The organism is Streptomyces paludis, assembly GCF_003344965.1.
GTDB lineage: Bacteria > Actinomycetota > Actinomycetes > Streptomycetales > Streptomycetaceae > Streptomyces > Streptomyces paludis.
On sequence record NZ_CP031194.1, the window covers coordinates 2,621,681 to 2,642,483 of the forward strand.

At 70.2% G+C, this 20,803-nt stretch carries 23 protein-coding genes; 13 read left to right on the forward strand and 10 right to left on the reverse strand.

Annotated elements, in window-relative coordinates; genetic code table 11:
• Positions 1-5: 5 nt before the first annotated feature.
• From DVK44_RS11245 to DVK44_RS11280, 7 genes are all read left to right on the forward strand, one after another.
• Entirely contained in the window at positions 6-1,190 is a 1,185-nt protein-coding gene (locus tag DVK44_RS11245) for an LCP family protein (RefSeq protein WP_114659551.1), read from the forward strand.
• Complete coding sequence (locus tag DVK44_RS11250) at positions 1,190-1,603, forward strand: cytidine deaminase family protein (RefSeq protein ID WP_114659552.1); 414 nt, start codon at positions 1,190-1,192, stop codon at positions 1,601-1,603. The genes DVK44_RS11245 and DVK44_RS11250 overlap by 1 nt, the downstream gene beginning before the upstream one ends.
• Positions 1,604-1,783: 180 nt before the next feature.
• Entirely contained in the window at positions 1,784-1,975 is a 192-nt protein-coding gene (locus tag DVK44_RS11255; protein WP_114659553.1) for a hypothetical protein, read from the forward strand.
• Entirely contained in the window at positions 1,959-2,483 is a 525-nt protein-coding gene (locus tag DVK44_RS11260; protein ID WP_114659554.1) for a DUF6879 family protein, read from the forward strand. Before DVK44_RS11255 ends, DVK44_RS11260 begins: the two co-directional genes overlap by 17 nt.
• A complete protein-coding gene (locus tag DVK44_RS11265) occupies positions 2,480-3,310 on the forward strand; it encodes a helix-turn-helix domain-containing protein (protein WP_114659555.1) in 831 nt (276 codons plus the stop codon). The genes DVK44_RS11260 and DVK44_RS11265 overlap by 4 nt, the downstream gene beginning before the upstream one ends.
• Before the next feature lie 334 nt (positions 3,311-3,644).
• Positions 3,645-3,878, forward strand: coding sequence for a DUF397 domain-containing protein (locus DVK44_RS11275; protein ID WP_114659557.1), 234 nt, complete (start codon positions 3,645-3,647; stop codon positions 3,876-3,878).
• Positions 3,879-3,937: 59 nt separating this feature from the next.
• Entirely contained in the window at positions 3,938-4,405 is a 468-nt protein-coding gene (locus tag DVK44_RS11280) for a hypothetical protein (RefSeq protein ID WP_114659558.1), read from the forward strand.
• On the opposite strand, the gene DVK44_RS11285 is transcribed toward DVK44_RS11280, so the two are convergent.
• Positions 4,406-5,584, reverse strand: coding sequence for an acyl-CoA dehydrogenase family protein (locus DVK44_RS11285; protein ID WP_114665057.1), 1,179 nt, complete (start codon positions 5,582-5,584; stop codon positions 4,406-4,408).
• A gap of 187 nt (positions 5,585-5,771) precedes the next feature.
• Between DVK44_RS11285 and DVK44_RS11290 the strand changes: the two genes are divergently transcribed.
• Positions 5,772-7,118: a UDP-glucose dehydrogenase family protein gene (locus DVK44_RS11290; protein WP_114659559.1), complete on the forward strand. Its 1,347-nt coding sequence runs from the start codon at positions 5,772-5,774 to the stop codon at positions 7,116-7,118.
• Between the two features lie 369 nt (positions 7,119-7,487).
• On the opposite strand, the gene DVK44_RS11295 is transcribed toward DVK44_RS11290, so the two are convergent.
• The gene (locus tag DVK44_RS11295; protein ID WP_114659560.1) at positions 7,488-8,009 is read right to left on the reverse strand and encodes a CGNR zinc finger domain-containing protein; all 522 of its coding nucleotides are present in this window, start codon (positions 8,007-8,009) and stop codon (positions 7,488-7,490) included.
• Between the two features lie 92 nt (positions 8,010-8,101).
• Here DVK44_RS11295 and DVK44_RS11300 point away from each other — a divergent pair, with 92 nt between their 5' ends.
• Positions 8,102-8,479, forward strand: coding sequence for a VOC family protein (locus DVK44_RS11300; protein ID WP_114659561.1), 378 nt, complete (start codon positions 8,102-8,104; stop codon positions 8,477-8,479).
• A gap of 67 nt (positions 8,480-8,546) precedes the next feature.
• Here the strand turns inward: DVK44_RS11300 and DVK44_RS11305 are convergent, their stop codons facing one another.
• From DVK44_RS11305 to DVK44_RS11315, 3 genes are read right to left on the reverse strand one after another with little or no spacing between them, the layout of a single operon-like run.
• Positions 8,547-9,767, reverse strand: a complete 1,221-nt coding sequence (locus tag DVK44_RS11305; protein WP_114659562.1) for a dipeptidase — start codon at positions 9,765-9,767, stop codon at positions 8,547-8,549.
• The gene (purE, locus tag DVK44_RS11310; protein ID WP_114665058.1) at positions 9,764-10,261 is read right to left on the reverse strand and encodes a 5-(carboxyamino)imidazole ribonucleotide mutase; all 498 of its coding nucleotides are present in this window, start codon (positions 10,259-10,261) and stop codon (positions 9,764-9,766) included. Before purE ends, DVK44_RS11305 begins: the two co-directional genes overlap by 4 nt.
• Before the next feature lie 44 nt (positions 10,262-10,305).
• Complete coding sequence (locus DVK44_RS11315) at positions 10,306-11,445, reverse strand: 5-(carboxyamino)imidazole ribonucleotide synthase (RefSeq protein WP_114659563.1); 1,140 nt, start codon at positions 11,443-11,445, stop codon at positions 10,306-10,308.
• A gap of 220 nt (positions 11,446-11,665) precedes the next feature.
• On the opposite strand from DVK44_RS11315, the gene DVK44_RS11320 reads away from it, so the two are divergent.
• Positions 11,666-12,151, forward strand: a complete 486-nt coding sequence (locus DVK44_RS11320) for a GtrA family protein (RefSeq protein ID WP_114659564.1) — start codon at positions 11,666-11,668, stop codon at positions 12,149-12,151.
• 31 nt (positions 12,152-12,182) lie between these two features.
• Here the strand turns inward: DVK44_RS11320 and DVK44_RS11325 are convergent, their stop codons facing one another.
• Complete coding sequence (locus DVK44_RS11325) at positions 12,183-13,457, reverse strand: ATP-binding protein (RefSeq protein ID WP_114659565.1); 1,275 nt, start codon at positions 13,455-13,457, stop codon at positions 12,183-12,185.
• A 41-nt stretch (positions 13,458-13,498) separates the two neighbouring features.
• Positions 13,499-14,176 carry a response regulator transcription factor gene (locus tag DVK44_RS11330; RefSeq protein WP_114659566.1) on the reverse strand — a complete coding sequence of 226 codons (678 nt, stop codon included), beginning with the start codon at positions 14,174-14,176 and terminating at the stop codon, positions 13,499-13,501.
• Positions 14,177-14,405: 229 nt separating this feature from the next.
• On the opposite strand from DVK44_RS11330, the gene DVK44_RS11335 reads away from it, so the two are divergent.
• Complete coding sequence (locus DVK44_RS11335) at positions 14,406-15,929, forward strand: peptide MFS transporter (protein ID WP_114659567.1); 1,524 nt, start codon at positions 14,406-14,408, stop codon at positions 15,927-15,929.
• A gap of 89 nt (positions 15,930-16,018) precedes the next feature.
• Here the strand turns inward: DVK44_RS11335 and DVK44_RS11340 are convergent, their stop codons facing one another.
• Together DVK44_RS11340 and DVK44_RS11345 are read right to left on the reverse strand one after the other, a co-directional pair.
• Positions 16,019-16,507, reverse strand: coding sequence for an ATP-binding protein (locus DVK44_RS11340; protein WP_114659568.1), 489 nt, complete (start codon positions 16,505-16,507; stop codon positions 16,019-16,021).
• Between the two features lie 357 nt (positions 16,508-16,864).
• Complete coding sequence (locus DVK44_RS11345; protein WP_114659569.1) at positions 16,865-17,233, reverse strand: STAS domain-containing protein; 369 nt, start codon at positions 17,231-17,233, stop codon at positions 16,865-16,867.
• Positions 17,234-17,495: 262 nt separating this feature from the next.
• Here DVK44_RS11345 and DVK44_RS11350 point away from each other — a divergent pair, with 262 nt between their 5' ends.
• The gene (locus DVK44_RS11350) at positions 17,496-18,464 is read left to right on the forward strand and encodes an RNA polymerase sigma factor SigF (RefSeq protein ID WP_114659570.1); all 969 of its coding nucleotides are present in this window, start codon (positions 17,496-17,498) and stop codon (positions 18,462-18,464) included.
• Positions 18,465-18,560: 96 nt separating this feature from the next.
• Here DVK44_RS11350 and DVK44_RS11355 read toward each other — a convergent pair whose 3' ends face one another.
• Positions 18,561-19,760 (reverse strand): endonuclease/exonuclease/phosphatase family protein, encoded by a 1,200-nt coding sequence (locus tag DVK44_RS11355; RefSeq protein WP_162793780.1) that lies wholly within the window; start codon positions 19,758-19,760, stop codon positions 18,561-18,563.
• An 89-nt stretch (positions 19,761-19,849) separates the two neighbouring features.
• Here DVK44_RS11355 and DVK44_RS11360 point away from each other — a divergent pair, with 89 nt between their 5' ends.
• Positions 19,850-20,800: an LLM class flavin-dependent oxidoreductase gene (locus DVK44_RS11360; RefSeq protein WP_114659572.1), complete on the forward strand. Its 951-nt coding sequence runs from the start codon at positions 19,850-19,852 to the stop codon at positions 20,798-20,800.
• Positions 20,801-20,803: the final 3 nt, after the last annotated feature.

Here is a 20,803-nt window from a genome sequence, read left to right on the forward strand (position 1 = left end):
TCCGCATGAATGACTGGCCCAATGGATCGCACGCACAGCGCCAGGGTGTGCCGCCGCAGCGGCCGCAGTACGTCCAGGGCGCGGGACCCACATCCGGCCGCGGAGCGGGCCCCCGTCCCGGCTCCGGATACCACCAGGGCCAGGGGTACGGCTCGCCCTCCGGCGGCGTACCGCCCCAGCGCGGCGGCGGGCCGTCGGGGCCGGCGCAGGGCCCCGACTGGCGCCGCCGGATCAAGATCGGCTCGCTGGTGCTGGTCGTCGTCATCCTGGCGACCACGCTCGGCACGTACTTCTGGGCGGACTCCAAGCTGCGGCGCGAGGTCGATCTGTCGGTCGTGATCGACCGCCCGGCCGAGGGCAAGGGCACGAACTATCTGATCGTCGGTACGGACAGCCGCGACGGCATGTCCGACGAGGAGAAGAAGAAGCTCCACACGGGCTCGGCCGAGGGCAGCAGGACCGACTCGATGATGATCCTGCACACGGGATCCAACGGGCCGACGCTGATCTCGCTGCCGCGCGACACCGATGTGCAGATCCCGTCTTTCAAGGGCTCGCAGTCCGGCAAGCTCTTCCCCGCGCAGACCGCGCACAAGAAGCTCAACGCGGCCTACGCCGAGGACGGCGCGCCGCTGCTGGTGCGTACGGTCGAGGCCAAGACCGGGCTGCGGATCGACCACTACGTGGAGATCGGCTTCGCCGGATTCGCCAATGTGGTGGACGCGATCGGCGGGGTGGACCTGGACATCCCCCAGGCGTTCAAGGACAAGAAGTCGGGCGCGGACTTCCAGGCCGGCGAGCAGACCCTCAACGGCGAGCAGGCGCTGGCCTTCGTCCGGACGCGGTACGCCTTCGCGGGCAGCGACCTGGACCGTACGAAGAACCAGCAGAAGTTCCTCGCCGCCCTGGCCGCCCAGACGGCCACCCCGAGCACGATCATCAACCCGTTCCGCTTCTACCCGGCGGCGGGCGCGGGCCTGGACACGCTGGTCGTGGACAAGGACATGTCCCTGTGGGCGCTGGGCCGGATGTTCTTCGCGATGAAGGGCGTGACGAGCGGCGACGGTACGTCGATGAACATGCCGCTGGCGGGCCAGAGCGGGGGGAACCTGCTGTGGGACGAGGCCAAGGTCAAGCAACTGGTGAGCCAGCTCAACAACGACGAGAAAGTAACGGTCACCGGCAACTGATGACGCCACCCGCCGCCGCCCCCGCCGCCGTCGACCACGCCCTCATCGAGGCGGCAACGGCCACCGCCCGCGCCCACACCCACGGCGACCTGCACACCATGGCCGCCGCGGGCCGGTCGGCGGACGGCCGCGTGGTCACGGCGATGAACGCGTACCACTTCACCGGCGGCCCCTGCGCCGAGCTGGTCCTCGTCGGAACGGCGGCGGCGCTGGGGATCCACGACCTGACCACGATCGTCGCGGTGGGCGACCGCGACCGCGGCGTCATGCCACCCTGCGGCCGCTGCCGCCAGTTCCTCTTCGACTACTTCCCGACCCTCCACGTCATCGTGGGCACGGGCCCCCACCTCCGCACGGTCCCGATCACGGAGCTGCTGCCGGAGGCGTACGCCTGGTCGGACCACCAGGACTGAAGGACTGGCAGTGCGCGGGAGGCGGGGCAGCGAACGGCGTGTTCTCCGTCGTAACTCGGAGCCGGCCGCACGGTTTCCCGTTCCGTCAATCGCGGCCGCTTGACCCGCGTACCCCAGCCTCGGGAGCATTTGCGTAGGTGCCGTGTACCGGCAGCGCCAGGGAGAAGGGGAACCCGGACCATGAAGGTCACCAAGCTGGTCAGCACGTGCGACATCAAGGACTGCCCGACGATCTACGCCACGGATCGCGGCACCCTCCTGGTTCAGGGCGAGACTCCGACCGATCACGGGCTGCGGATTCCCGCCCACGAAAACCTCGTTGAGATCCCGATCGAGCTGATCCAGAAGGCCATCCGTGACAACCTCATTTAGGACACTCGGAGATCTCTTCGACACGTTCGAGCATGAGGCGTTCCGGCTGGAAACGCTCGACGACTACAGCAGATCCGGGAACGTGGATGCCTATCACGCCTTCCTGGCCGGGGATCCGAAGCCGGACGACTACAACACGGGATGGATCGAAGAACTCCGCTCCCACACGGAGCGAGGAAAGCGGGTCTACCGGGTACACATCCTGACCCGCCCGCTCACGGACTACCTCCGGTTCGAACTCGGGTGGGGATACCGGACGAACATGTCGGGGGGCGAAGAATTCTTCATTCTTGACGTCACCGACAGGCCCAACCCGCTGGAGAATGTGCCGGACTTCTGGTTCTTCGACTCCGCATCGGTTGCCGTGATGAACTACGACGGAACGGGAAAATTCCTGGGCCCGGAAATCCTTCCGCCGGAACGAGCGGCGGAGTTCACGCGGTTCCGCGACAGCGCGCTCGCCCAGGCTGAGCCGTTCACCGAATGGTGGGCCAAGTACGGCTTGTGAACAGAGCACAGATTGGGGCTGCGCTGCGGGCACTGCGAGTGGCATCCGGGAAGGAGGCCAAGGCGGTTGCCCGGAGCGCGCTCATGTCTCCGTCCAAACTGTCCAAAATCGAGAACGCCAAGATGACGGCCGACGCGACGGACGTGGAGCGCATCCTCACCGCCATAGGCGTCTCGGACGAGGTCAAGGCGGAGTACGCCGAGGCAGCGAGGGCGTCAGTGACGGAGACGACCGCCTGGCGCCTCCTGAGGCGGACGGGGTTCCACAAGGGCCAGCAGGCCGTGAGGGCTCTGGAAGCGCAGATGTCGACGTTGCGGCTGTTCCAGCCGTCCCTGGTTCCCGGCCTGCTCCAGACACCGGAGTACATCCGGGCCGTTCTGCATCGCCACCGCCTCAGTGAGGACGCCCTCTCCCGGACGATCAACGGGAGACTCGAACGTCAAGCGGTCCTCTACGACAACACGAAGTCACTCCGGTTTGTCATCACCGAACCGGTTCTGCGGTGGCGAATCGTCCCACCCCAGATGATGGCCGCGCAGATCGACCGGATCGTTTCCCTTTCACGGCTCCCCCACGTGGACATCCGTGTAGTTCCCCTTGAGATCGAGCAGCACGATATCGCGAATCACTCATTCGTCATCCGTGACGACCGGATGGTGACGGTGGAAACGATCCACGCCGAAGTGGTCGTCACCGACCCCAGAGACGTGGGGCTCTACATCAAGAAGTTCGACGGATTCGAACAGTCAGCCGTGTCCGGCGATGACATGCGGAGTCTGGCCGAGGGAATCCGGGACGGGTTTTTGCGGGAACGGGAAACAGGATAGAGAGTCCTCCGCGACCCGTTGAAGATAGTGCCGTGGAAAGCGAAGAGAGAACTCCCGACCCGAAGCCCCGGCGCACGGCGGAGACGTATCTGACCGAACTCCCCCGCGAACCTTCAGCGGTACCCGGCTGCTCGACGTGCCTGTCGCTGTCGGTTTCCCGCGGAAACGCGAGGTCCGTGGGGGACTACAGCGGCGTATCCGACTCCAACGTGAGACTGCGTCAGCACCAGCGGGACGAGCACACGGAAACGGCCGCAAGCACCACGTCCGAGGAGATCGGCACACGGGCCCCCGGCGGCCCCGTCCGCACGCAGTCGAACGGAAAGGCATAGCGATGCTGAACGAGTCCGATCTGTACGCGCTGGACATCACCGGCGCCGCGTTCGTGAAGGCATGCGGCGGTAACACCCACCCCGACGGGGAGTCGTGCGCGGTTCTCGCGAAGATCGGTGTGGACGCGTGGGCGCTCGCCGACAGCAAGCGGCCTGGGCAGGAGCCGCTCCGCTTCACCACGGCCGAGCTGGCCGCGGCGGGGATCGACCCGGCGCGGTTCGGGCTGTCCGTCTGACCCGGCCGCCCCTTCGGGGGAATCCCACTCCCGCGGACTCCCCCGAAGGGGAACGACCAGTGCACCATCACGGCTATCTGTGGACCGGCCCCAAGCAGCGGTTCGACGACGAGGCCCTGCGGCGGCCGGCGTATCCCGAGCCGCCGCCTGCCGGCAGCAGGCCGGAGCTGGTTCAGCGGTATCGCGACGTGGCCGCGGAGTTCCCGGTGTGTGATCTGCCGCCGCTGGAAACGGCGCTCTGGCTCGTCAAGCCGCGTTCGCTGGTGCGCGGCACATGGCACGAGGCGAAGGAGGCGGCCTTGTGGCTCGCGGAGCGGCTGGCCGAGTACGCGCCCCGCTTCGACTCCGCCGCGCAGCGCGACCCGGGCCGCCTCGCGCTGCTCGTCGGCTCCGCCGCCGCGCGGCTGGCGCGGGGCGGCGACGTGTCCCTCGGCTGCTACCTCGAACGGCCCTCGTATCTGTCGCTGGCGCTGGTGACGTGTTCCCCGAACCGGGCCGCGCCCGAACTCCGCTGCCCTGTCGCGTAGTTACGGGAGGTTCCGGGCCATCACGACGCGCTGGACCTGGTTCGTGCCCTCGTAGATCTGGGTGATCTTGGCGTCGCGCATCATGCGTTCGACCGGGTAGTCGCGTGTGTAGCCGTAGCCGCCCAGGAGCTGGACCGCGTCCGTCGTGATCTCCATCGCCGCGTCGGAGGCGAAGCACTTGGCTGCCGCGCCGAAGAACGTCAGGCTCTCCTGGGTGCCGGTCGCGCCGCCGGAGACGCGTTCGGAGCGGGCGGCGGCGGAGTAGGTGAGCTGGCGGGCGGCCTCCAGCTTCATGGCCATGTCGGCGAGCATGAACTGCACGCCCTGGAAGTCACCGATCGGCTTGCCGAACTGCTTGCGCTCCTGGACGTACCCCTTGGCGTAGTCCAGCGCGCCCTGCGCGATGCCGAGGGCCTGGGCCGCGATGGTGATGCGGGTGTGGTCCAGGGTCTTCATCGCCGTGGCGAAGCCGGTGCCCTCCGCGCCGATCAGCCGGTCGGCGGGGATACGGACGTTGTCCAGGTAGACCTCGCGCGTCGGCGAGCCCTTGATGCCGAGCTTCTTCTCCGGCGCGCCGAAGGAGACACCCTCGTCGCCCTTCTCGACCACGAACGCGCTGATCCCCTTCGTTCGCTTGTCGGGGTCGGTGACGGCCATGACCGTGTAGTACTCGGAGACGCCCGCGTTGGTGATCCAGCGCTTCACACCGTTCAGCACATAGTGGTCGCCGTCCCGGACCGCCCTGGTCGTCATACCGCCCGCGTCGGAGCCCGCGTCCGGCTCCGAGAGACAGTACGAGAACATCGCGTCGCCCTTGGCCAGCGGCGTCAGGTACTTCTTCTTCAGGTCCTCGCCGCCCGCCAGCATCACCGGCAGCGAGCCCAGCTTGTTCACGGCCGGGATCAGCGAGGAGGAGGCACAGACCCGCGCGACCTCCTCGATCACGATCACGGTGGCGAGCGCGTCCGCGCCGGCCCCTCCGTACCCCTCCGGGACATGAATGGCATGCAGGTCGGAGGCGACGAGCGCGTCCAGCGCCTCCTGCGGGAAGCGGGCCTCTTCGTCCACAGCCGCCGCGTACGGCGCGATCTTCGCCTCGGAGAGCGCGCGGACGGTCTCGCGGAGCATCTCGTGCTCCTCGGACGGGCGGTACAGGTCGAAATCAGCCGATCCGGCCACGGTCACTCACTCCCCAAGACGCTAACTACCGTTAAGTAACACGATTTTAGTGGGCGGACCTCGCGCCCGCATAGGTGACGTTGCCGACAGACCTCCGGCGGGGCTCTCCCGGCCGCGCGGTTATGCTCGGGCCGCACTTCGCTGTACGTACTACAAGGTCCCTCGCCGTCCCCCACCTGGAGTTTCCATGGCCCCCAAGATCACCGTGATCGGCACCGGCTACCTCGGCGCCACCCACGCCGCGGCCATGGCGGAGCTGGGCTTCGAGGTGCTCGGGCTCGATGTCGTACCGGAGAAGATCGAGCTGCTCTCGAAGGGCCGGGTACCGATGTACGAACCCGGTCTGGAGGACCTGCTGCGCAAGCATGTCGCCGGCATCGAGGGGTCCAGCGGCCGGCTGCGCTTCACCATGGACTGGGCGGAGGTCGCCGAGTTCGGCGATGTGCACTTCGTCTGCGTCAACACCCCGCAGAAGCACGGCGAGTACGCGTGCGACATGTCCTACGTCGACTCCGCCATGGAGAGCCTCGCCCGCGAGCTGCGCCGGCCCGCGCTGGTCGTCGGCAAGTCCACCGTCCCGGTCGGCAGCGCCGAGCGGCTCGCCGCCCGTATCACCGAACTGGCGCCCGCCGGCCCGGAGGTGGAGCTGGCCTGGAACCCGGAGTTCCTCCGCGAGGGCTTCGCCGTCCAGGACACCCTGCACCCGGACCGGATCGTGGTGGGCATACGGAGCGAGGCCGCCGAGCGCACCCTGCGCGAGGTCTACGCGACGCCGGTCGCGGAAGGCTCGCCCTTCGTGGTCACGGACTTCCCCACGGCCGAGCTGGTCAAGACCTCCGCCAACTCCTTCCTCGCCACGAAGATCTCCTTCATCAACGCGATGGCCGAGGTCTGCGAGGCCGCCGGCGGCGATGTGGTCAAGCTGGCGGAGGCCCTCGGCTACGACGAGCGCATCGGGAACAAGTTCCTGCGCGCCGGGATCGGCTTCGGCGGCGGCTGTCTGCCGAAGGACATCCGGGCATTCATGGCCCGCGCGGGCGAACTCGGCGCGGACCAGGCGCTGACGTTCCTGCGCGAGGTCGACTCGATCAACATGCGCCGCCGCGGCCACATGGTGGAGCTGGCCCGCGAGGCCGTCGGCGCCGACTCGTCGTTCCTCGGCAAGCGCGTCGCCGTCCTGGGCGCGACCTTCAAGCCGGACTCCGACGACGTACGCGACTCCCCCGCGCTCAACGTCGCCGGGCAGATCCACCTCCAGGGCGGCCAGGTCACCGTCTACGACCCGAAGGGCATGACGAACGCCAAGCGCCTCTTCCCGACGCTCGGGTACGCGGACTCCGCGCTGGAGGCCGTACGCGGCGCGGATGTCGTCCTGCACCTCACGGAGTGGCGCGAGTTCCGCGAGCTGGACCCGGCCGTCCTGGGCGCGGCGGTCGCGCGCCGGCTCGTACTGGACGGCCGCAACGCCCTGGACCCGTCACCCTGGCGCGCGGCGGGCTGGACATACCGGGCAATGGGCCGCCCGCGAGCCTGAGCCGCGGCGTTTGAGGCCCGGCCGTCCACCGGCGGGAGGGGGCCGGGGTCGCAGGAGGTGACGTCCCCGGATGTAGAGCGTGATTTGTGCCGCTGTACGGTCCGCAGTCGGCCGACGAAGCCGCACGCGGCGTTCGGGGGTCCGGGGGTGTCCCCCGGGAAGGCACAGCATGCATCCGGGGATGCGCCTCCGGAGTGCCCCGGCCCCCGGCACAAAACGAACCCGCCGCACCCCGTACAACCACAAACCACGGCCCCCTAGCCGGAAGGCGACCCCGCCCCGGCCCCCGGCACCGAAACAACCGGCCGCACCCCGCACCGCCAAAAACCACGGCCCCCTAGCCGGGAGGCGACCCCGCACCACGGCCCCTCAGACGGGAGGCGTCTCCGTCAGCCTCGCCCGGTACGCCCTCATCTTCGCCCGCGCCCCGCACACCGACATCGTGCACCAGCGGCCGCGGCCCGCCGGGCTGCGGTCGTAGAACGCCCAGAGGCAGTCCTCCGCCTCGCACGCCTTGAGCCGGTCCCAGGTGCCGTCCGCCGCGCCCGCCGCGATCGCCTCCGCCACGCGCGCGGTCAGGGTGGCCGCCAGCGGGCGGACGGCGGCGGCGCCCGCCAGGTCGACCGTCACCCGCAGCGGGGCCTCGGCGAGCAGGCGATCGAGTTCGGCCGTCGAGGGGCGGCCCGGGAGGTGGATCCCGGCGTGTGCGAGGCAGGCCGTACGGAGCGCTTCGCGCAGTTCGCGGGCGGCCGGGACCTCCGCTTCGGCGAGGCCGAAGGCGGCGCGGCCGTCGGGCGATTCGAGGGAGTCGACGCCCGTCTCCACGTTGAGGGAGTTCACCAGCGCCTGCACCAGGGCGAGCCCGCCCGGCGCGGGGGGCCTGTTCGTCATGGTTGCGACGTTACCTCTTCTGGGGGAGTATGCGGTAACCGTTCATAGTTACTGAATGGGCGTCTTAACCGGTAACCATTGGAGGAGCTTCCATGGCCATCGCCACCCTCTGCACCGTCGTCCTGGACTGTCCCGACCCGGCCGCACTCGCCCGTTTCTACGCCGGGGTCCTCGGCGGTGAGGTCGTCGCGGAGCGCGAGGGGCCCGACGCCTGGTTCGAGTTGACGGGCGCCGGCGGGACGACGCTCGCCTTCCAGGCCGCGCCCGGTTACGTACCGCCTTCGTGGCCCGCGCCGAACGGGTCGCAGCAGTTCCATCTGGACCTGGACGTAACGGATCTGGACGCGGCGGAGGAGCAGGTGCTCGCGCTCGGCGCGACGGTGCTGGACGCGGCCGACCGGAAGCGGTCGTTCCGGGTCTACGCCGACCCGGCGGGGCATCCGTTCTGCCTCTGCCTCTGCGCCGGTTGAGACGCGAGGGGCGCGGGGGCGCGGGGGCCGAAGAACGGCCCCCGCCCCCGCTCAGCCCCCGCACGGCTCAGCCGTCCAACGCCTCGATCGTCGCCTGCGACGGCCCCCGCGTCGCCTTCAGCGACCGCGACACATCCTCCGCCGCCCGCAGCACCCGTACCGCGTTCTGCCAGGTCAGCTTGGCCACGTCCGGTGTCGACCAGCCGCGTGCCAGCAGCTCCGCGATCAGGTTCGGATAGCCCGCCACATCCTCCAGGCCCTCCGGCGTGAACGCCGTGCCGTCGAAGTCCCCGCCGATGCCGATGTGGTCGACGCCCGCGACCTCGCGCATGTGGTCGAGATGGTCCGCGACCGTCGACACGGTCGCGACCGGGCGCGGGCGCGCCGCCTCGAAGGCCGCGTGGACCTTCATGGCCTCGGGTGTGGTGGCGAGCGGATGCAGCCCGTGGGCACGCATGTTCTCGTCCGCCTCGTGCGTCCACTCCACCGCCTCGGGCAGGATGAACTTCGGTACGAACGTCACCATCGCGACGCCGCCGTTCCCCGGCAGCAGGGCCAGCACGTCGTCCGGCACATTGCGCGGATGGTCGCAGACCGCCCGCGCCGACGAGTGCGAGAAGATCACCGGCGCCTCGGTCACCGCGAGCGCGTCGCGCATCGTCGTGGCCGCGACATGCGAGAGGTCGACGAGCATCCCCGTACGGTTCATCTCGCGCACGACCTCGCGGCCGAACGCGGAGAGCCCGCCCACCCCCGGCTCGTCCGTCGCCGAGTCCGCCCAGCGCAGATTGTCGTTGTGCGTGAGGGTCATGTAGCGGACGCCCAGGGTGTACAGCGCCCGCAGTGTGGCCAGGGAGTTGTTGATCGAGTGGCCGCCCTCGGCGCCCATCAGCGAGGCGATCCGGCCCCGGCGGCGCGCGGCCTCCATGTCGTCCGAGGTCAGAGCGCGGGCCAGGTCGTCCGGGTAGCGGTCCAGGAGCCGGCCGACGACGTCGATCTGCTCCAGCGTCGCGCTGACCGCGTCGTCCCCGGCCATGTCGGAGCGTACGTACACGGACCAGAACTGGCCGCCGACCCCGCCGCGCCGCAGCCGGGGCAGGTCGGTGTGGAGGCGGGCGGAGGTGTCCCCGCCGATGTCGAGCCGGTCGAGGTCGTAGCGGACCTGTTCGCGCAGCGCCCACGGCAGGTCGTTGTGGCCGTCGACCACGGGGAAGTCCGCGAGCAGGGCGTGTGCTCGGTCCAGGAAGTCCCCGGCGGAACCGGCGTCCGGCGCGGCCGGCGGCGTCACTTGCCGAATCCGAAGTGCTCCGAGCCCTCGACCTTGGCGCGCAGCCGCTTGCCCTTCTCCGTCGCCTGGTCGTTCAGGTCCTGCTGGAACTCCCGCATCCGCTGCTGGAGTTCCGGATCGTGCGCGGCGAGGATACGGGCGGCCAGCAGCCCCGCGTTCCGCGCGCCGCCGACCGAGACCGTCGCGACCGGCACCCCGGCCGGCATCTGGACGATGGAGAGCAGCGAGTCCATGCCGTCGAGGTACTTGAGCGGTACGGGAACGCCGATCACCGGCAGCGGTGTCACCGAGGCCAGCATGCCCGGCAGATGCGCCGCGCCGCCCGCGCCCGCGATGATCGCCTTCAGGCCGCGGCCGGCCGCCCGCTCGCCGTACGCGATCATCTCGTGCGGCATCCGGTGCGCGGAGACGACATCGACCTCGTACGGGATCTCGAACTCGTGCAGGGCCGTCGCCGCGGCCTCCATGACGGGCCAGTCGGAGTCCGAGCCCATGACGACGCCGACGAGGGGCGCGTGGGGGGTGCGTGGGGAGGTGGTCACTCGGTGATCGTTCCTCGCAGGTAGCCGGCGGCGTGGCGGGCGCGCTCCAGCACCTCGTCCAGGTCGTCACCGTAGGTGTTGACATGCCCCACCTTGCGGCCGGGCTTCACGTCCTTGCCGTACATATGGATCTTGAGCTGCGGGTCCCGGGCCATGCAGTGCAGATACGCCGTGTACATGTCGGGGTAGTCGCCGCCGAGGACATTGCACATGACCGTCCAGGGCGCGCGCGGGCGCGGGTCGCCGAGCGGCAGGTCGAGGACGGCCCGTACATGGTTGGCGAACTGCGAGGTGATCGAGCCGTCCTGGGTCCAGTGCCCGGAGTTGTGCGGGCGCATGGCCAGCTCGTTGACCAGGATGCGGCCGTCGGCCGTCTCGAACAGCTCGACCGCGAGATGGCCGACGACACCCAGCTCGGCGGCTATCCGCAGCGCGAGCTGCTGGGCCTCGCCCGCCAGCTCGTCGGAGAGTCCGGGCGCGGGCGCGATCACGGTGTCGCAGACGCCGTCGACCTGCCGCGACTCGACCACCGGATACGCCACGGCCTGGCCGTGCGGCGAGCGGACGATATTGGCCGCCAGCTCCCGTACGAAGTCGACCTTCTCCTCGGCGAGCACCGGGACCCCGGCGCGGAACGGCGGCTCGGCCTCGGCCTCGGACCGTACGACCCACACGCCCTTGCCGTCGTACCCGCCGCGCACGGTCTTGAGGACGACCGGGAAGCCGCCCACCTCGGCGGCGAAGGCCGCGGCGTCGGCCGGGTCCGTCACCACACGGTGGCGCGGGCAGGGGACGCCCAGTCCGCTGAGGCGGGCGCGCATCACGCCCTTGTCCTGGGCGTGCACGAGCGCGTCCGGGCCGGGGCGGACGGGGATGCCGTCGGCCTCCAGTGCCCGCAGATGCTCGATCGGTACATGTTCGTGGTCGAACGTGATCACGTCGCACCCGCGCGCGAAGTCACGCAGCGTGTCCAGGTCGCGATAGTCGCCGATGACGACATCGCTGACCACCTGGGCCGCCGAGTCCTGCGGGGTGTCGCTGAGAAGCTTGAACCTGAGGCCGAGGGGGATGCCCGCCTCGTGGGTCATACGGGCGAGCTGACCGCCGCCGACCATGCCGACTACCGGGAACGTCACGCACCCAGGGTATCCGGACACCGCGGGCGGCACGTCGCGCGGTGTCCGGACCGCCCTGGCGCGGCCCGGCTCCGGGCCCCGCGCCGTACCCGCACCCGACCACCCAACGTCACCGAGCGTGACGTACGGTCGCCCAAGCGGCGGAGGAAGCCCCTGGTTAGCATGGTCCGGTACCGCCGGATCGAGTGAACTATCGAGTGAACTGGGGCTGAACGAGCATATGAGCGAACGCAGCGCACTCCGCGTGCGACTGGACCGACTCGTACGCGAGGCGGCCAAGTTCGGCGCGGTGGGCGGCGCGGGGCTGCTGGTGAATCTCCTGGTCTTCAACCTCGTCCGGCACACCACCGACCTCCCGGTGGTGCGGGCCAGTGTTCTGGCCACCGTCGTCGCGATCGCCTTCAACTACGTGGGCTTCCGCTACTTCACGTACCGGGACCGCGACAAGGGCGGACGGACCCGGGAGCTGACGCTCTTCCTCGTGTTCAGCGCGATCGGGCTGGTGATCGAGAACGGTGTCCTGTACACGGCGACATACGGGTTCGGCTGGCACTCCCCGCTCCAGAGCAATGTGTTCAAGTTCGTCGGCACCGGGATCGCGACGCTGTTCCGCTTCTGGTCGTACCGGACGTGGGTGTTCCGGGTACGGCCGGTGAAGGACGGCGAGCCCGCCGAGGAGACGGCGGAGCCGGCGGGAGTGCGCTGACCGGTACGGGACGGCCCCTGAGCGGGCCGGATCAGCGGACCGGGCGCTGCGGGTCGCCCGACCCCTTGCGCGTACGGGCCTCCCGGCTCAGGAACAGCGCGAAGACCGGCGGCTGCTGCTGGAGCAGCTCCAGCCGCCCGCCGTCCGCCTCCGCCAGATCGCGCGCCACGGCGAGCCCGATACCCGTCGAGTTGCGGCCGCTGATCGTCCGCTCGAAGATCCGCGCGCCGAGGTCCGCCGGGACGCCGGGGCCCTCGTCGGTCACCTCGATGACGGCCTGGTTGCCGGTGACACGGGTGCGCAGCGCGACCGTACCGCCGCCGTGCATCAGCGAGTTCTCGATCAGCGCGGCCAGGACCTGCGCGACCGCGCCCGGTGTGGCGACGGCGCGCATGCCGGGCCGGCCCGAGCAGACGATGGCGCGGCCCGAGCTGCGGTAGGCCGGGCGCCACTCCTCGATCTGCTGCTTGACGACCTCGTCCAGGTCGAAGGCGACGGCGGAACCGGTCCGCGGGTCGCGGGCGTTGGTGAGCAGCCGTTCGACCACATCGGTGAGCCGCTCGACCTGCGTCAGCGCGATCTGCGCCTCCTCCTTCACCGTGTCCAGGTCGTCGGTCACGGAGATCTCCTCCAGCCGCATCGACAGCGCGGTGAGCGGTGTACGGAGCTGGTGCGAGGCGTCCGCCGCGAGCCGCCGTTCCGCCGTGAGCATCCGGGCGATCCGCTCGGCGCTGGCGTCGAGCACATCCGCGACCCGGTCCAGCTCGGGCACCGCGTACCGCCGGTGCCGGGGGCGCGGGTCGCCGGAGCCGAGGCGCTCGGCGGTCTCGGCGAGATCGGTGAGCGGCGAGGCGAGCCGGTTGGCCTGGCGTACGGCGAGCAGCGCGGCGGCGACGACGGCCAGCAGCGCGACCATGCCGATGATCAGCAGCGTACGGCCGACCTCGCGGGTGACGGAGGAGCGCGTCTCCTCGACGGTGACCGTCTCGCCCTCCTCGCCCGTCGCCCGCGCGCGCAGAACGCTGCCGGTGGGCCGCTCGCCGACCTCGACGGTGGCGCGGCCGGGGATCTCGATGCGCGCGTACCGCTTCTTGGCGACCTGCTCGGAGAGCACCTTCGCGTTGACGCGGTCGCCGCCGAGCAGCCGGCTGTCGACGATGCTGACGAGCCGCAGCGCCTCGGAGTCCACGCTCTCCTGGGCGCTGCTGCTGATCGTGCGGGTCTCCACGATGACGAGCGAGACCCCGAACACGCCGATGACGATGAGCACCACGGCGAGCGTGGAGGTGATCAGCCGGCGGCGCACGGCCCACTCCTCGCGGGGGAGCCGCCTCCGAAGTCGTCCATCTAACTCTTCTCGAACCGGAAGCCGACGCCCCGTACGGTCGCGATGTACCGCGGGTTGGCCGCGTCGTCGCCGAGCTTCTTGCGCAGCCAGGAGATATGCATGTCGAGCGTCTTGGTGGACGACCACCAGGTGGTGTCCCAGACCTCGCGCATCAGCTGGTCCCGGGTGACGACCCGGCCGGCGTCCCGGACGAGCACACGCAGCAGGTCGAACTCCTTGGCGGTGAGCTGAAGCTCCTCGTCGCCCATCCACGCGCGGTGCGACTCGACGTCGATACGGACGCCGTGCGTGGCGGGGGCGGGCGTGGTGTCGGCGGCGCCGCGCCGCAGCAGCGCCCGTACCCGGGCCAGCAACTCGGCGAGCCGGAACGGCTTGGTCACGTAGTCGTCGGCGCCGGCGTCGAGGCCGACCACGGTGTCCACCTCGTCGGCGCGGGCGGTCAGCACCAGGATCGGGATCGTGTGGCCCTCGGCGCGCAGTCTGCGAGCGACCTCCAGGCCGTCCATACCGGGCAGCCCCAGGTCGAGGACCACCAGGTCGATACCGCCCTGGAGTCCTGCGTCCAGCGCGGTCGGGCCGTCTTCACGGACCTCGACCTCGTAACCCTCCCGTCGCAGGGCGCGGGCCAGCGGCTCCGAGATGGAAGCGTCGTCCTCGGCGAGCAGTACACGGGTCATGAGGTGATGGTAGACCGCGCGGGCCGGGGCTCGGGCGGTGTGGCTCCGGCTGCGTCCGCTGAGGCCCGAGGGGCGAGGGAGCCGGGGCACCGTATCGCTATCTGTCATGCCGTATGGTGTCAAGACGCCTGTAGTACCACTTGGGGACCTTTGGCCCGCTCAGCGCCGAAGGTCCCTTTCGCGTGATGCTGCAACGTCCCCCACACACAGAGCAAGCAAGGAACGATCCATGGCGTCCAGCCTGACGACGGACCCGCCCAGCGCGCCCGCCGGCCCCGAGAAGACCTTCTTCGGCCACCCGCGCGGGCTGGCCACCCTCTTCATGACGGAGATGTGGGAGCGCTTCAGCTTCTACGGCATGCGGGCCCTGCTCACCATCTATCTGATCTCCGGCGGTCCCGACGCCTCCAAGGGGCTCCAGGGCGGCGGCCTCGGGATGGACCTGGCCACCACCACGGCCATCTACTCCATCTATCTCTCGATGGTCTATCTGCTGGCCATGCCGGGCGGCTGGCTGGGCGACCGGGTCTGGGGCCCGCGCAAGACCGTCACCATCGCGGCCTGCACGATCATGCTGGGCCATCTGACCCTGGCGCTGCCGGGCTCGGGCACCTTCTTCGCCGGGCTGGCGCTCGTGGCGCTCGGCTCGGGGCTGCTGAAGGCCAATATCTCCACGATGGTCGGCCAGCTCTACGACGGCCCGGACGACCCGCGCCGCGACGGCGGCTTCACCGTCTTCTACATGGGCATCAACATCGGCGCCTTCTTCGCGCCGCTGGTCATCGGCACGGTCGGCGAAACGTACAGCTGGCACCTCGGCTTCGCCCTGGCGGCGGTCGGCATGGGCATCGGCCTGGTCACCTTCCTCGTCGGTACGCGCCATCTGAACCCGGCGAGCAGCCTCGTCCCCACCCCGCTCTCCCGCGAGGAGCGCGCCTCCTGGCTGCGCAAGGGCATGACCTGGCTGCTGATCGCGTCGGTCTTCTACGCCACCGTCGTGCTCAGCGGTCACTTCACCCTCAACTGGGCGATGGTGCCGCTCACGCTGGCCGGGGTGGTCATCCCGGCCGGGGTACTGCTCCGTATCAAGCGGGACAAGGACCTGACGGCGGCCGAGCAGACGCGGATGTCCGGGTACATCTGGTTCTTCGTGGCCGCCGCGGTCTTCTGGATGATCTACGACCAGGGCGGCTCGACGCTCCAGGCGTTCGGGACGACGAAGTCGGCGGGCACGCTCTTCGGGCTGTCCTTCCCGACGTCCTGGTACCAGTCGCTGAACCCGGTGTTCATCATGGCGCTGGCGCCGGTGATGGCGTGGTTCTGGCTGTGGCTGAACCGGCGGGGCCAGGAGCCGACGACGGTCGTGAAGTTCGCGGCCGGTCTGGTCCTGATCGGCGTCTCGTTCTTCTTCTTCCTGGTGCCGCTGGTGATGGCGGGCGACGGGACGCTGGTCAGCCCGATGTGGCTGGTGGGCATCTATCTGATCCAGACGGTGGGCGAGCTGTGCGTGTCGCCGGTGGGCCTCTCGGTGACCACGAAGATGGCGCCGGCCAAGTACGCGAGCCAGATGATGGGCGTGTGGTTCCTGGCGGTGACGGCGGGCGACTCGGTGACGGGGCTGCTCTCGATCGCGCAGGTGGATCTGAGCCGGTCGGGCGTGGTGGCGCTGGAGGCGCTGCTGGCGACGCTGGCGGGGGTCGCGGTGTACATGTACCGGAAGCAGGTGCGGGCGATGATGGGCGACATTCACTGAGCGGGGGCGGGGGCGGCTGAGGCGTACATACGTACGCGCCGACACCGTCACGTACGTATCTACATACGTACGTGACGGTGTCCGTGGTTTTACGCGGGTGCCGCCAGCTCCGCCCATACGGTCTTGCCCGTCGCGCCGGGCGCCCGGACGACGCCCCAGTCGAGGCAGAGCCGCTGGACGATGAACATTCCGTGGCCACCGGGCCGGCCGGCGCGGTGCGGGGTACGGGGCGCGGGCTGGCCGGCGCCCCGGTCGGTGACCTCCAGGCGCAGCGCCTTCGTGCCGTACGCGACGCGCAGCCGCTCCGGGCCCTCGGCGTGCAGACAGGCGTTGGTGACCAGCTCGGAGACGACCAGCAGCACGTCCTCCGCCGCCGCCCGCCGGTCCGCGGTCGGGGCGGGCAGCCAGCCCCAGTCGTGGAGCGCCTGGCGGGTGAAGTCGCGTGCGAGCGGGACGACGCCGCTGGCACCGGACAGCACGAGCGTCCGTACCCGTGCGCCGGGCGTGGCGGGGGCGGGGCCCGCCTCGTCCGGCTCGGGGCCGAGGTCGCCCGGCGGAGGCTGCCGGGTGGTGCTCATCAGCGCTTCACCTCACCGATTCGCCAACTGTGTGGATTCCGTCAGATTCAAGTACGTACAGAGAACGCGTCAATACAGGTCGGTACAGCACATCGTGCACATCGTCATACAGCAGTCGGCGCAGAACGTGCGGCGTCCAGATTTCCATGGTCCTCCCGCGCGGCCCGCCCGGGGTCTTCTGCCCGCCCGAATCGTGACAACACCCACTTCACCGATACGGAAGGCGTGACGCAGGCAACACGGGGGGCCGCCGGGGCGGGGGAAGGCGGGGAGGGACGAGGCGGACGGGTGGGGCGCGGGCCGAACGGCGCGAGGAGAGGGCGGGGCGCGGGCAGGGGGCCGGACACCGGCCCCGATTCAGTCGGCCAGGGCCTCTTCGAGCGACTCGTGGACGGTGAAAACGGCGTCCGCGCCGGTGATCTCGAAGACTCTCGCGACGACAGGCAGCATTCCCGCCAAGTGGACCCCTCCCCCGGCGGCGTCCGCTTTCAGGCGGGCGCCGAGCAGCACATTGAGTCCGGTCGAATCACAGAACTCCAGTCGCGAACAGTCGATCACCAGACGGGACCGGCCCTGTTCGAGTGCCTCGTCCAGCGGGACCCGCAGCAGGTCGGCCGTATGGTGATCCAGCTCACCGGCCGCCGTCACCACCTCGCTCCGGCCCTCCGTGCGCGCCGTGACCTGGAGCCGGCCCCGGTTCGTGCTGTCGGCCGTCTGGCGGTCCATGCCCGTCCCTCTTCGCCGTGTCGTCCCGTGGTCACCACAAATGGATGACGTCCGCCGAACATTACGCCTTTCACCCGCCGACCGGTACTCAAACTCCCCTACATTACGGGCATAGCGCACAAATCGCACTTGCAAGTGGCTGCTTATAGCGGGTAGGGCTAGTAGGGACACATCCGACCGCGACCGGCTTTGGAGGCGCCGCAAACCGCAGCAACGCGCATCGGCACCGGCAGCCATATGCCGCTACGTATGGAGGAGACCCATGTCACCCCGGCTCGACGAACCGCGTACCCCGCACGCGCCGTCGGCAACTCCCCCCGCCCCTTCTGAGCAACTCTCCGCCGTCTCCACCGTCTCCACCGCTCCTGCCCCGGACGGCCACGACGGCCACGACAACCTGAACGGCCTGACCGGCCTGGACGGCCTGCCCGAGATCCCGCAGTTCGACAAAGTCAACGCGGTAGACGCCCGGGCGCTGTCGAAGACTCTCTTCGCCCGTCTCGCCACCCTCGAAGAGGGCACGCACGAGCACGCGTACGTCCGTAACACCCTGGTCGAACTGAACCTCGCCCTGGTGAAGTTCGCGGCGTCCCGGTTCCGCTCCCGCAGCGAGCCGATGGAGGACATCGTCCAGGTCGGCACGATCGGCCTGATCAAGGCCATCGACCGGTTCGAGCTGAGCCGGGGCGTCGAGTTCCCCACCTTCGCGATGCCGACCATCATCGGCGAGATCAAGCGTTTCTTCCGCGACACGTCGTGGTCGGTACGGGTCCCGCGCCGGCTCCAGGAACTCCGTATCGACCTCGCCAAGGCCGGCGACGAACTGGCCCAGCAGCTCGACCGCGCGCCGACCGTCGGTGAACTCGCGGACCGGCTCGGCCTCACGCACGACGAGGTGGTCGAGGGCCTGACCGCGAGCAACGCGTACACCGCCAGCTCTCTGGACGCCCAGCCCACGGACAGCGACGGGGACGGGAACGGCGAGAACGCGCTCGCGGACCGGATCGGGTACGAGGACCACGGACTTGAGGGCATCGAGTACGTCGAGTCGCTGAAGCCGCTGATCGCGGGCCTGCCGTCGCGGGACCGCAAGATCCTCTCGCTGCGGTTCGTGGCGAACATGACGCAGTCGGAGATCGGCGAGGAGCTGAACCTCTCGCAGATGCATGTGTCGCGGCTGCTGTCGCGGACGCTGCGGACGCTGCGCAGGGGTCTGACGCTGGAGGAATGAGCGCGGGCGACTGCACCACAGACGGCCGATTCACCCGCGCGCCCGCCCCGGAGGAGCATCGGGGCGGGCGCGGGCGTTGGGTAACCGGGCGCCTGATCAGCTCAACTGCCGCTGCCGGCAGTCCTTCTCGACGCCGCTCTTGTAGAGGCAGACCTTGACGACCGGTGAGGTCACGGCCCCGGCCGCCGTCGTGAACGTACCGCAGCGGTCCGCGTACGCGCCGTCCGCGCCGGTGAGCACCTCGGCGCCGCCGGACGTCCGGGAGACGTAGGCCCGTACGCCCCAGCCGTCCGCCTTGTTGTCGCACACCCGCAGGGTGGCCGCGCCGTCGCCCTGGACGGCGAGATGCGCCCAGCCCGCGTCGGAGTCGGCGCCCGCGAGCACCGTGCCGGTCCTGGTCACGGCGGTGGAGCGGACGGTGAGGTCCGTGACGACGGGCAGGTGGTCGGAGGCGTTGGTGGAGACGGTGTGCGCGCCGTCGACGTCGAAGGCGGGGGTCGAGTAGACGTAGTCGATCCGCGAGTCGTCCAGGCCATCACCGGGGTGGGTGACGGCGGAGGCGCCGGTGTTGACGTTCACCCGGGTCCAGGAGTCGATCCAGTCGGCGGCGGCGAACCAGGGCCGTATCCCGTCGTCGGGGCGGACGTTGAGGTCGCCGGTGAGCAGCATCGGGGAGGTCATCAGCGCGCTGGGCAGCTTGTCGATGACCGCGCGGGCCTGCCGGTTGCGGCGCTCGGTGGCCTCGGTGCCGACGCCGGCCGAGAGGTGTGTGGTGTAGACGCGTACGGCCGTCCCGTCCACGTCGAGCCGCGCGCCGCCGAGGCTGCGCAGGACGGCGGTGGTGTTGGCGGGGTACTGGGGCAGTTGGTAGGTCAGCGTCTCCTTGATGGGGTACTTGCTGAGGATGACGTTGCCGGCGAGGCCGCCCAGCGCGTTGGTGTCGCTCTTCGCGAAGTGCGCGGAGTACTGCGGGAGGGCGTCGAGGAGGGCCCCCCACTGGTTGACGCCGCCGATGGCGCGGTTGTCGTGGAGTTCCTGGAGGGTGACGACGTCGGGGTCCTGGGCGCCGATGACCCGGGCGACGCGGTTGATGTCGGTGACGCCGTCGGTGCCCTTACCGCCCTGGATGTTCCAGTCCATGACGCGGAGGGAGAGGGCGGCGGCGGTCGTGGCCGTGGGTTCGGCGGCCTGGGCAGCCTGGGCTGGGGCGGCCTGGGCTGGGGCGCCGCTGCCTGCGGCGACGAGGGCGAGGGCCCCGATCAGCCCGGATATGAGGCCATGGGTACGTCGTCTCATTGCTGTCCCCGTTCGTTGGTGCGTGAGTTGGTGGGCAGATTCAACCAGAGGGCTGGTCGGGGCACGCGGCGAGTTATTAAGGTCAGGAAATGACCAATGCCTTCTCCACGTCTTCCTCCGCCTCATCCGCTTCAGCAGCACGCCGGATCGGCGTGATGTTCGACAGAGCCCGCCGCCCGGAGGAACTCGCCTCTTTCGCCGCCGAGTTGGAAAATCTGGGCGCGGGCCCGCAGGTGGACGACCTGTGGGTGGTGGAGGACCTGGGCTGGGCCGGCGGTGTCTCCTCGGCGACGCTCGCGCTGGCGGCCACCGAGCGGCTGCGGGTGGGCATCGGCATCAGCCCGGCACCGCTCCGTAACCCCGCGCTGCTGGCCATGGAATTCGCCACGCTGGCGCGGGTGTTCCCCGGCCGGTTCGTCGCGGGCATCGGGCACGGCTCGCCGGACTGGATGGCGCAGGTGGGCGCGGCGTCCCCGACGAAGCTCGCGCTGCTGGAGGAGACGATCGGGGCCGTACGCGGCCTGCTGTCAGGCGCGACCACGAGCGTGGACGGCCGTACCGTCCACATCGACGGCGTCACCCTGGTCCACCCCCCGGCCGAGGCACCGCCGGTGGTCGCCGGGGTCGTACGGCCGCGCTCCCTGGAACTCTCCGGCCGGGTGGCCGACGGCACGGTGATGGCCGAGGGCCAGGGCCCGCGCGCGGTCGAGGCCGCGCTGAACACCATCGCCAAGGGCCGCGCGGCCGTATCGCCGGACGGCCCGGCCGCGCACGAACTCATCGTCTTCACGCACCTGTACGTGGACGACGACCCGGCCGGGGTCACGACGGCGACCGCGCCGGTGGTGGCGGAGTACACGGAGTGGCTGGGCATCCCACGGGAGGACGTCTTCCTCGCGGCGGGCCCGGCGGCCACGGCGGCGGAGCGGATCCGCAGCCTCTGGGAGGCGGGCGCGGACACGGTGGTCCTGAGGCCGATCGGCGAGAACCCGCTGGGCCAGGTACGGGTGGCACTGGCGGCCCTGGCGGAACTGGCGTAGCCC

Excerpts from the sequence above, each read along its gene's own strand:
- DVK44_RS11245 (WP_114659551.1), top strand. The coding sequence starts at position 6 with ATGAATGACTGGCCCAATGGATCGCACGCACAGCGCCAGGGTGTGCCG.
- DVK44_RS11250 (WP_114659552.1), top strand. The coding sequence starts at position 1,190 with ATGACGCCACCCGCCGCCGCCCCCGCCGCCGTCGACCACGCCCTCATC.
- DVK44_RS11255 (WP_114659553.1), top strand. The coding sequence starts at position 1,784 with ATGAAGGTCACCAAGCTGGTCAGCACGTGCGACATCAAGGACTGCCCG.
- DVK44_RS11275 (WP_114659557.1), top strand. The coding sequence starts at position 3,645 with ATGCTGAACGAGTCCGATCTGTACGCGCTGGACATCACCGGCGCCGCG.
- DVK44_RS11290 (WP_114659559.1), top strand. The coding sequence starts at position 5,772 with ATGGCCCCCAAGATCACCGTGATCGGCACCGGCTACCTCGGCGCCACC.
- DVK44_RS11295 (WP_114659560.1), bottom strand. The coding sequence starts at position 8,009 with ATGACGAACAGGCCCCCCGCGCCGGGCGGGCTCGCCCTGGTGCAGGCG.
- DVK44_RS11300 (WP_114659561.1), top strand. The coding sequence starts at position 8,102 with ATGGCCATCGCCACCCTCTGCACCGTCGTCCTGGACTGTCCCGACCCG.
- purE (WP_114665058.1), bottom strand. The coding sequence starts at position 10,261 with ATGGGCTCGGACTCCGACTGGCCCGTCATGGAGGCCGCGGCGACGGCC.
- DVK44_RS11320 (WP_114659564.1), top strand. The coding sequence starts at position 11,666 with ATGAGCGAACGCAGCGCACTCCGCGTGCGACTGGACCGACTCGTACGC.
- DVK44_RS11330 (WP_114659566.1), bottom strand. The coding sequence starts at position 14,176 with ATGACCCGTGTACTGCTCGCCGAGGACGACGCTTCCATCTCGGAGCCG.
- DVK44_RS11335 (WP_114659567.1), top strand. The coding sequence starts at position 14,406 with ATGGCGTCCAGCCTGACGACGGACCCGCCCAGCGCGCCCGCCGGCCCC.
- DVK44_RS11340 (WP_114659568.1), bottom strand. The coding sequence starts at position 16,507 with ATGAGCACCACCCGGCAGCCTCCGCCGGGCGACCTCGGCCCCGAGCCG.
- DVK44_RS11345 (WP_114659569.1), bottom strand. The coding sequence starts at position 17,233 with ATGGACCGCCAGACGGCCGACAGCACGAACCGGGGCCGGCTCCAGGTC.
- DVK44_RS11350 (WP_114659570.1), top strand. The coding sequence starts at position 17,496 with ATGTCACCCCGGCTCGACGAACCGCGTACCCCGCACGCGCCGTCGGCA.
- DVK44_RS11355 (WP_162793780.1), bottom strand. The coding sequence starts at position 19,760 with ATGAGACGACGTACCCATGGCCTCATATCCGGGCTGATCGGGGCCCTC.
- DVK44_RS11360 (WP_114659572.1), top strand. The coding sequence starts at position 19,850 with ATGACCAATGCCTTCTCCACGTCTTCCTCCGCCTCATCCGCTTCAGCA.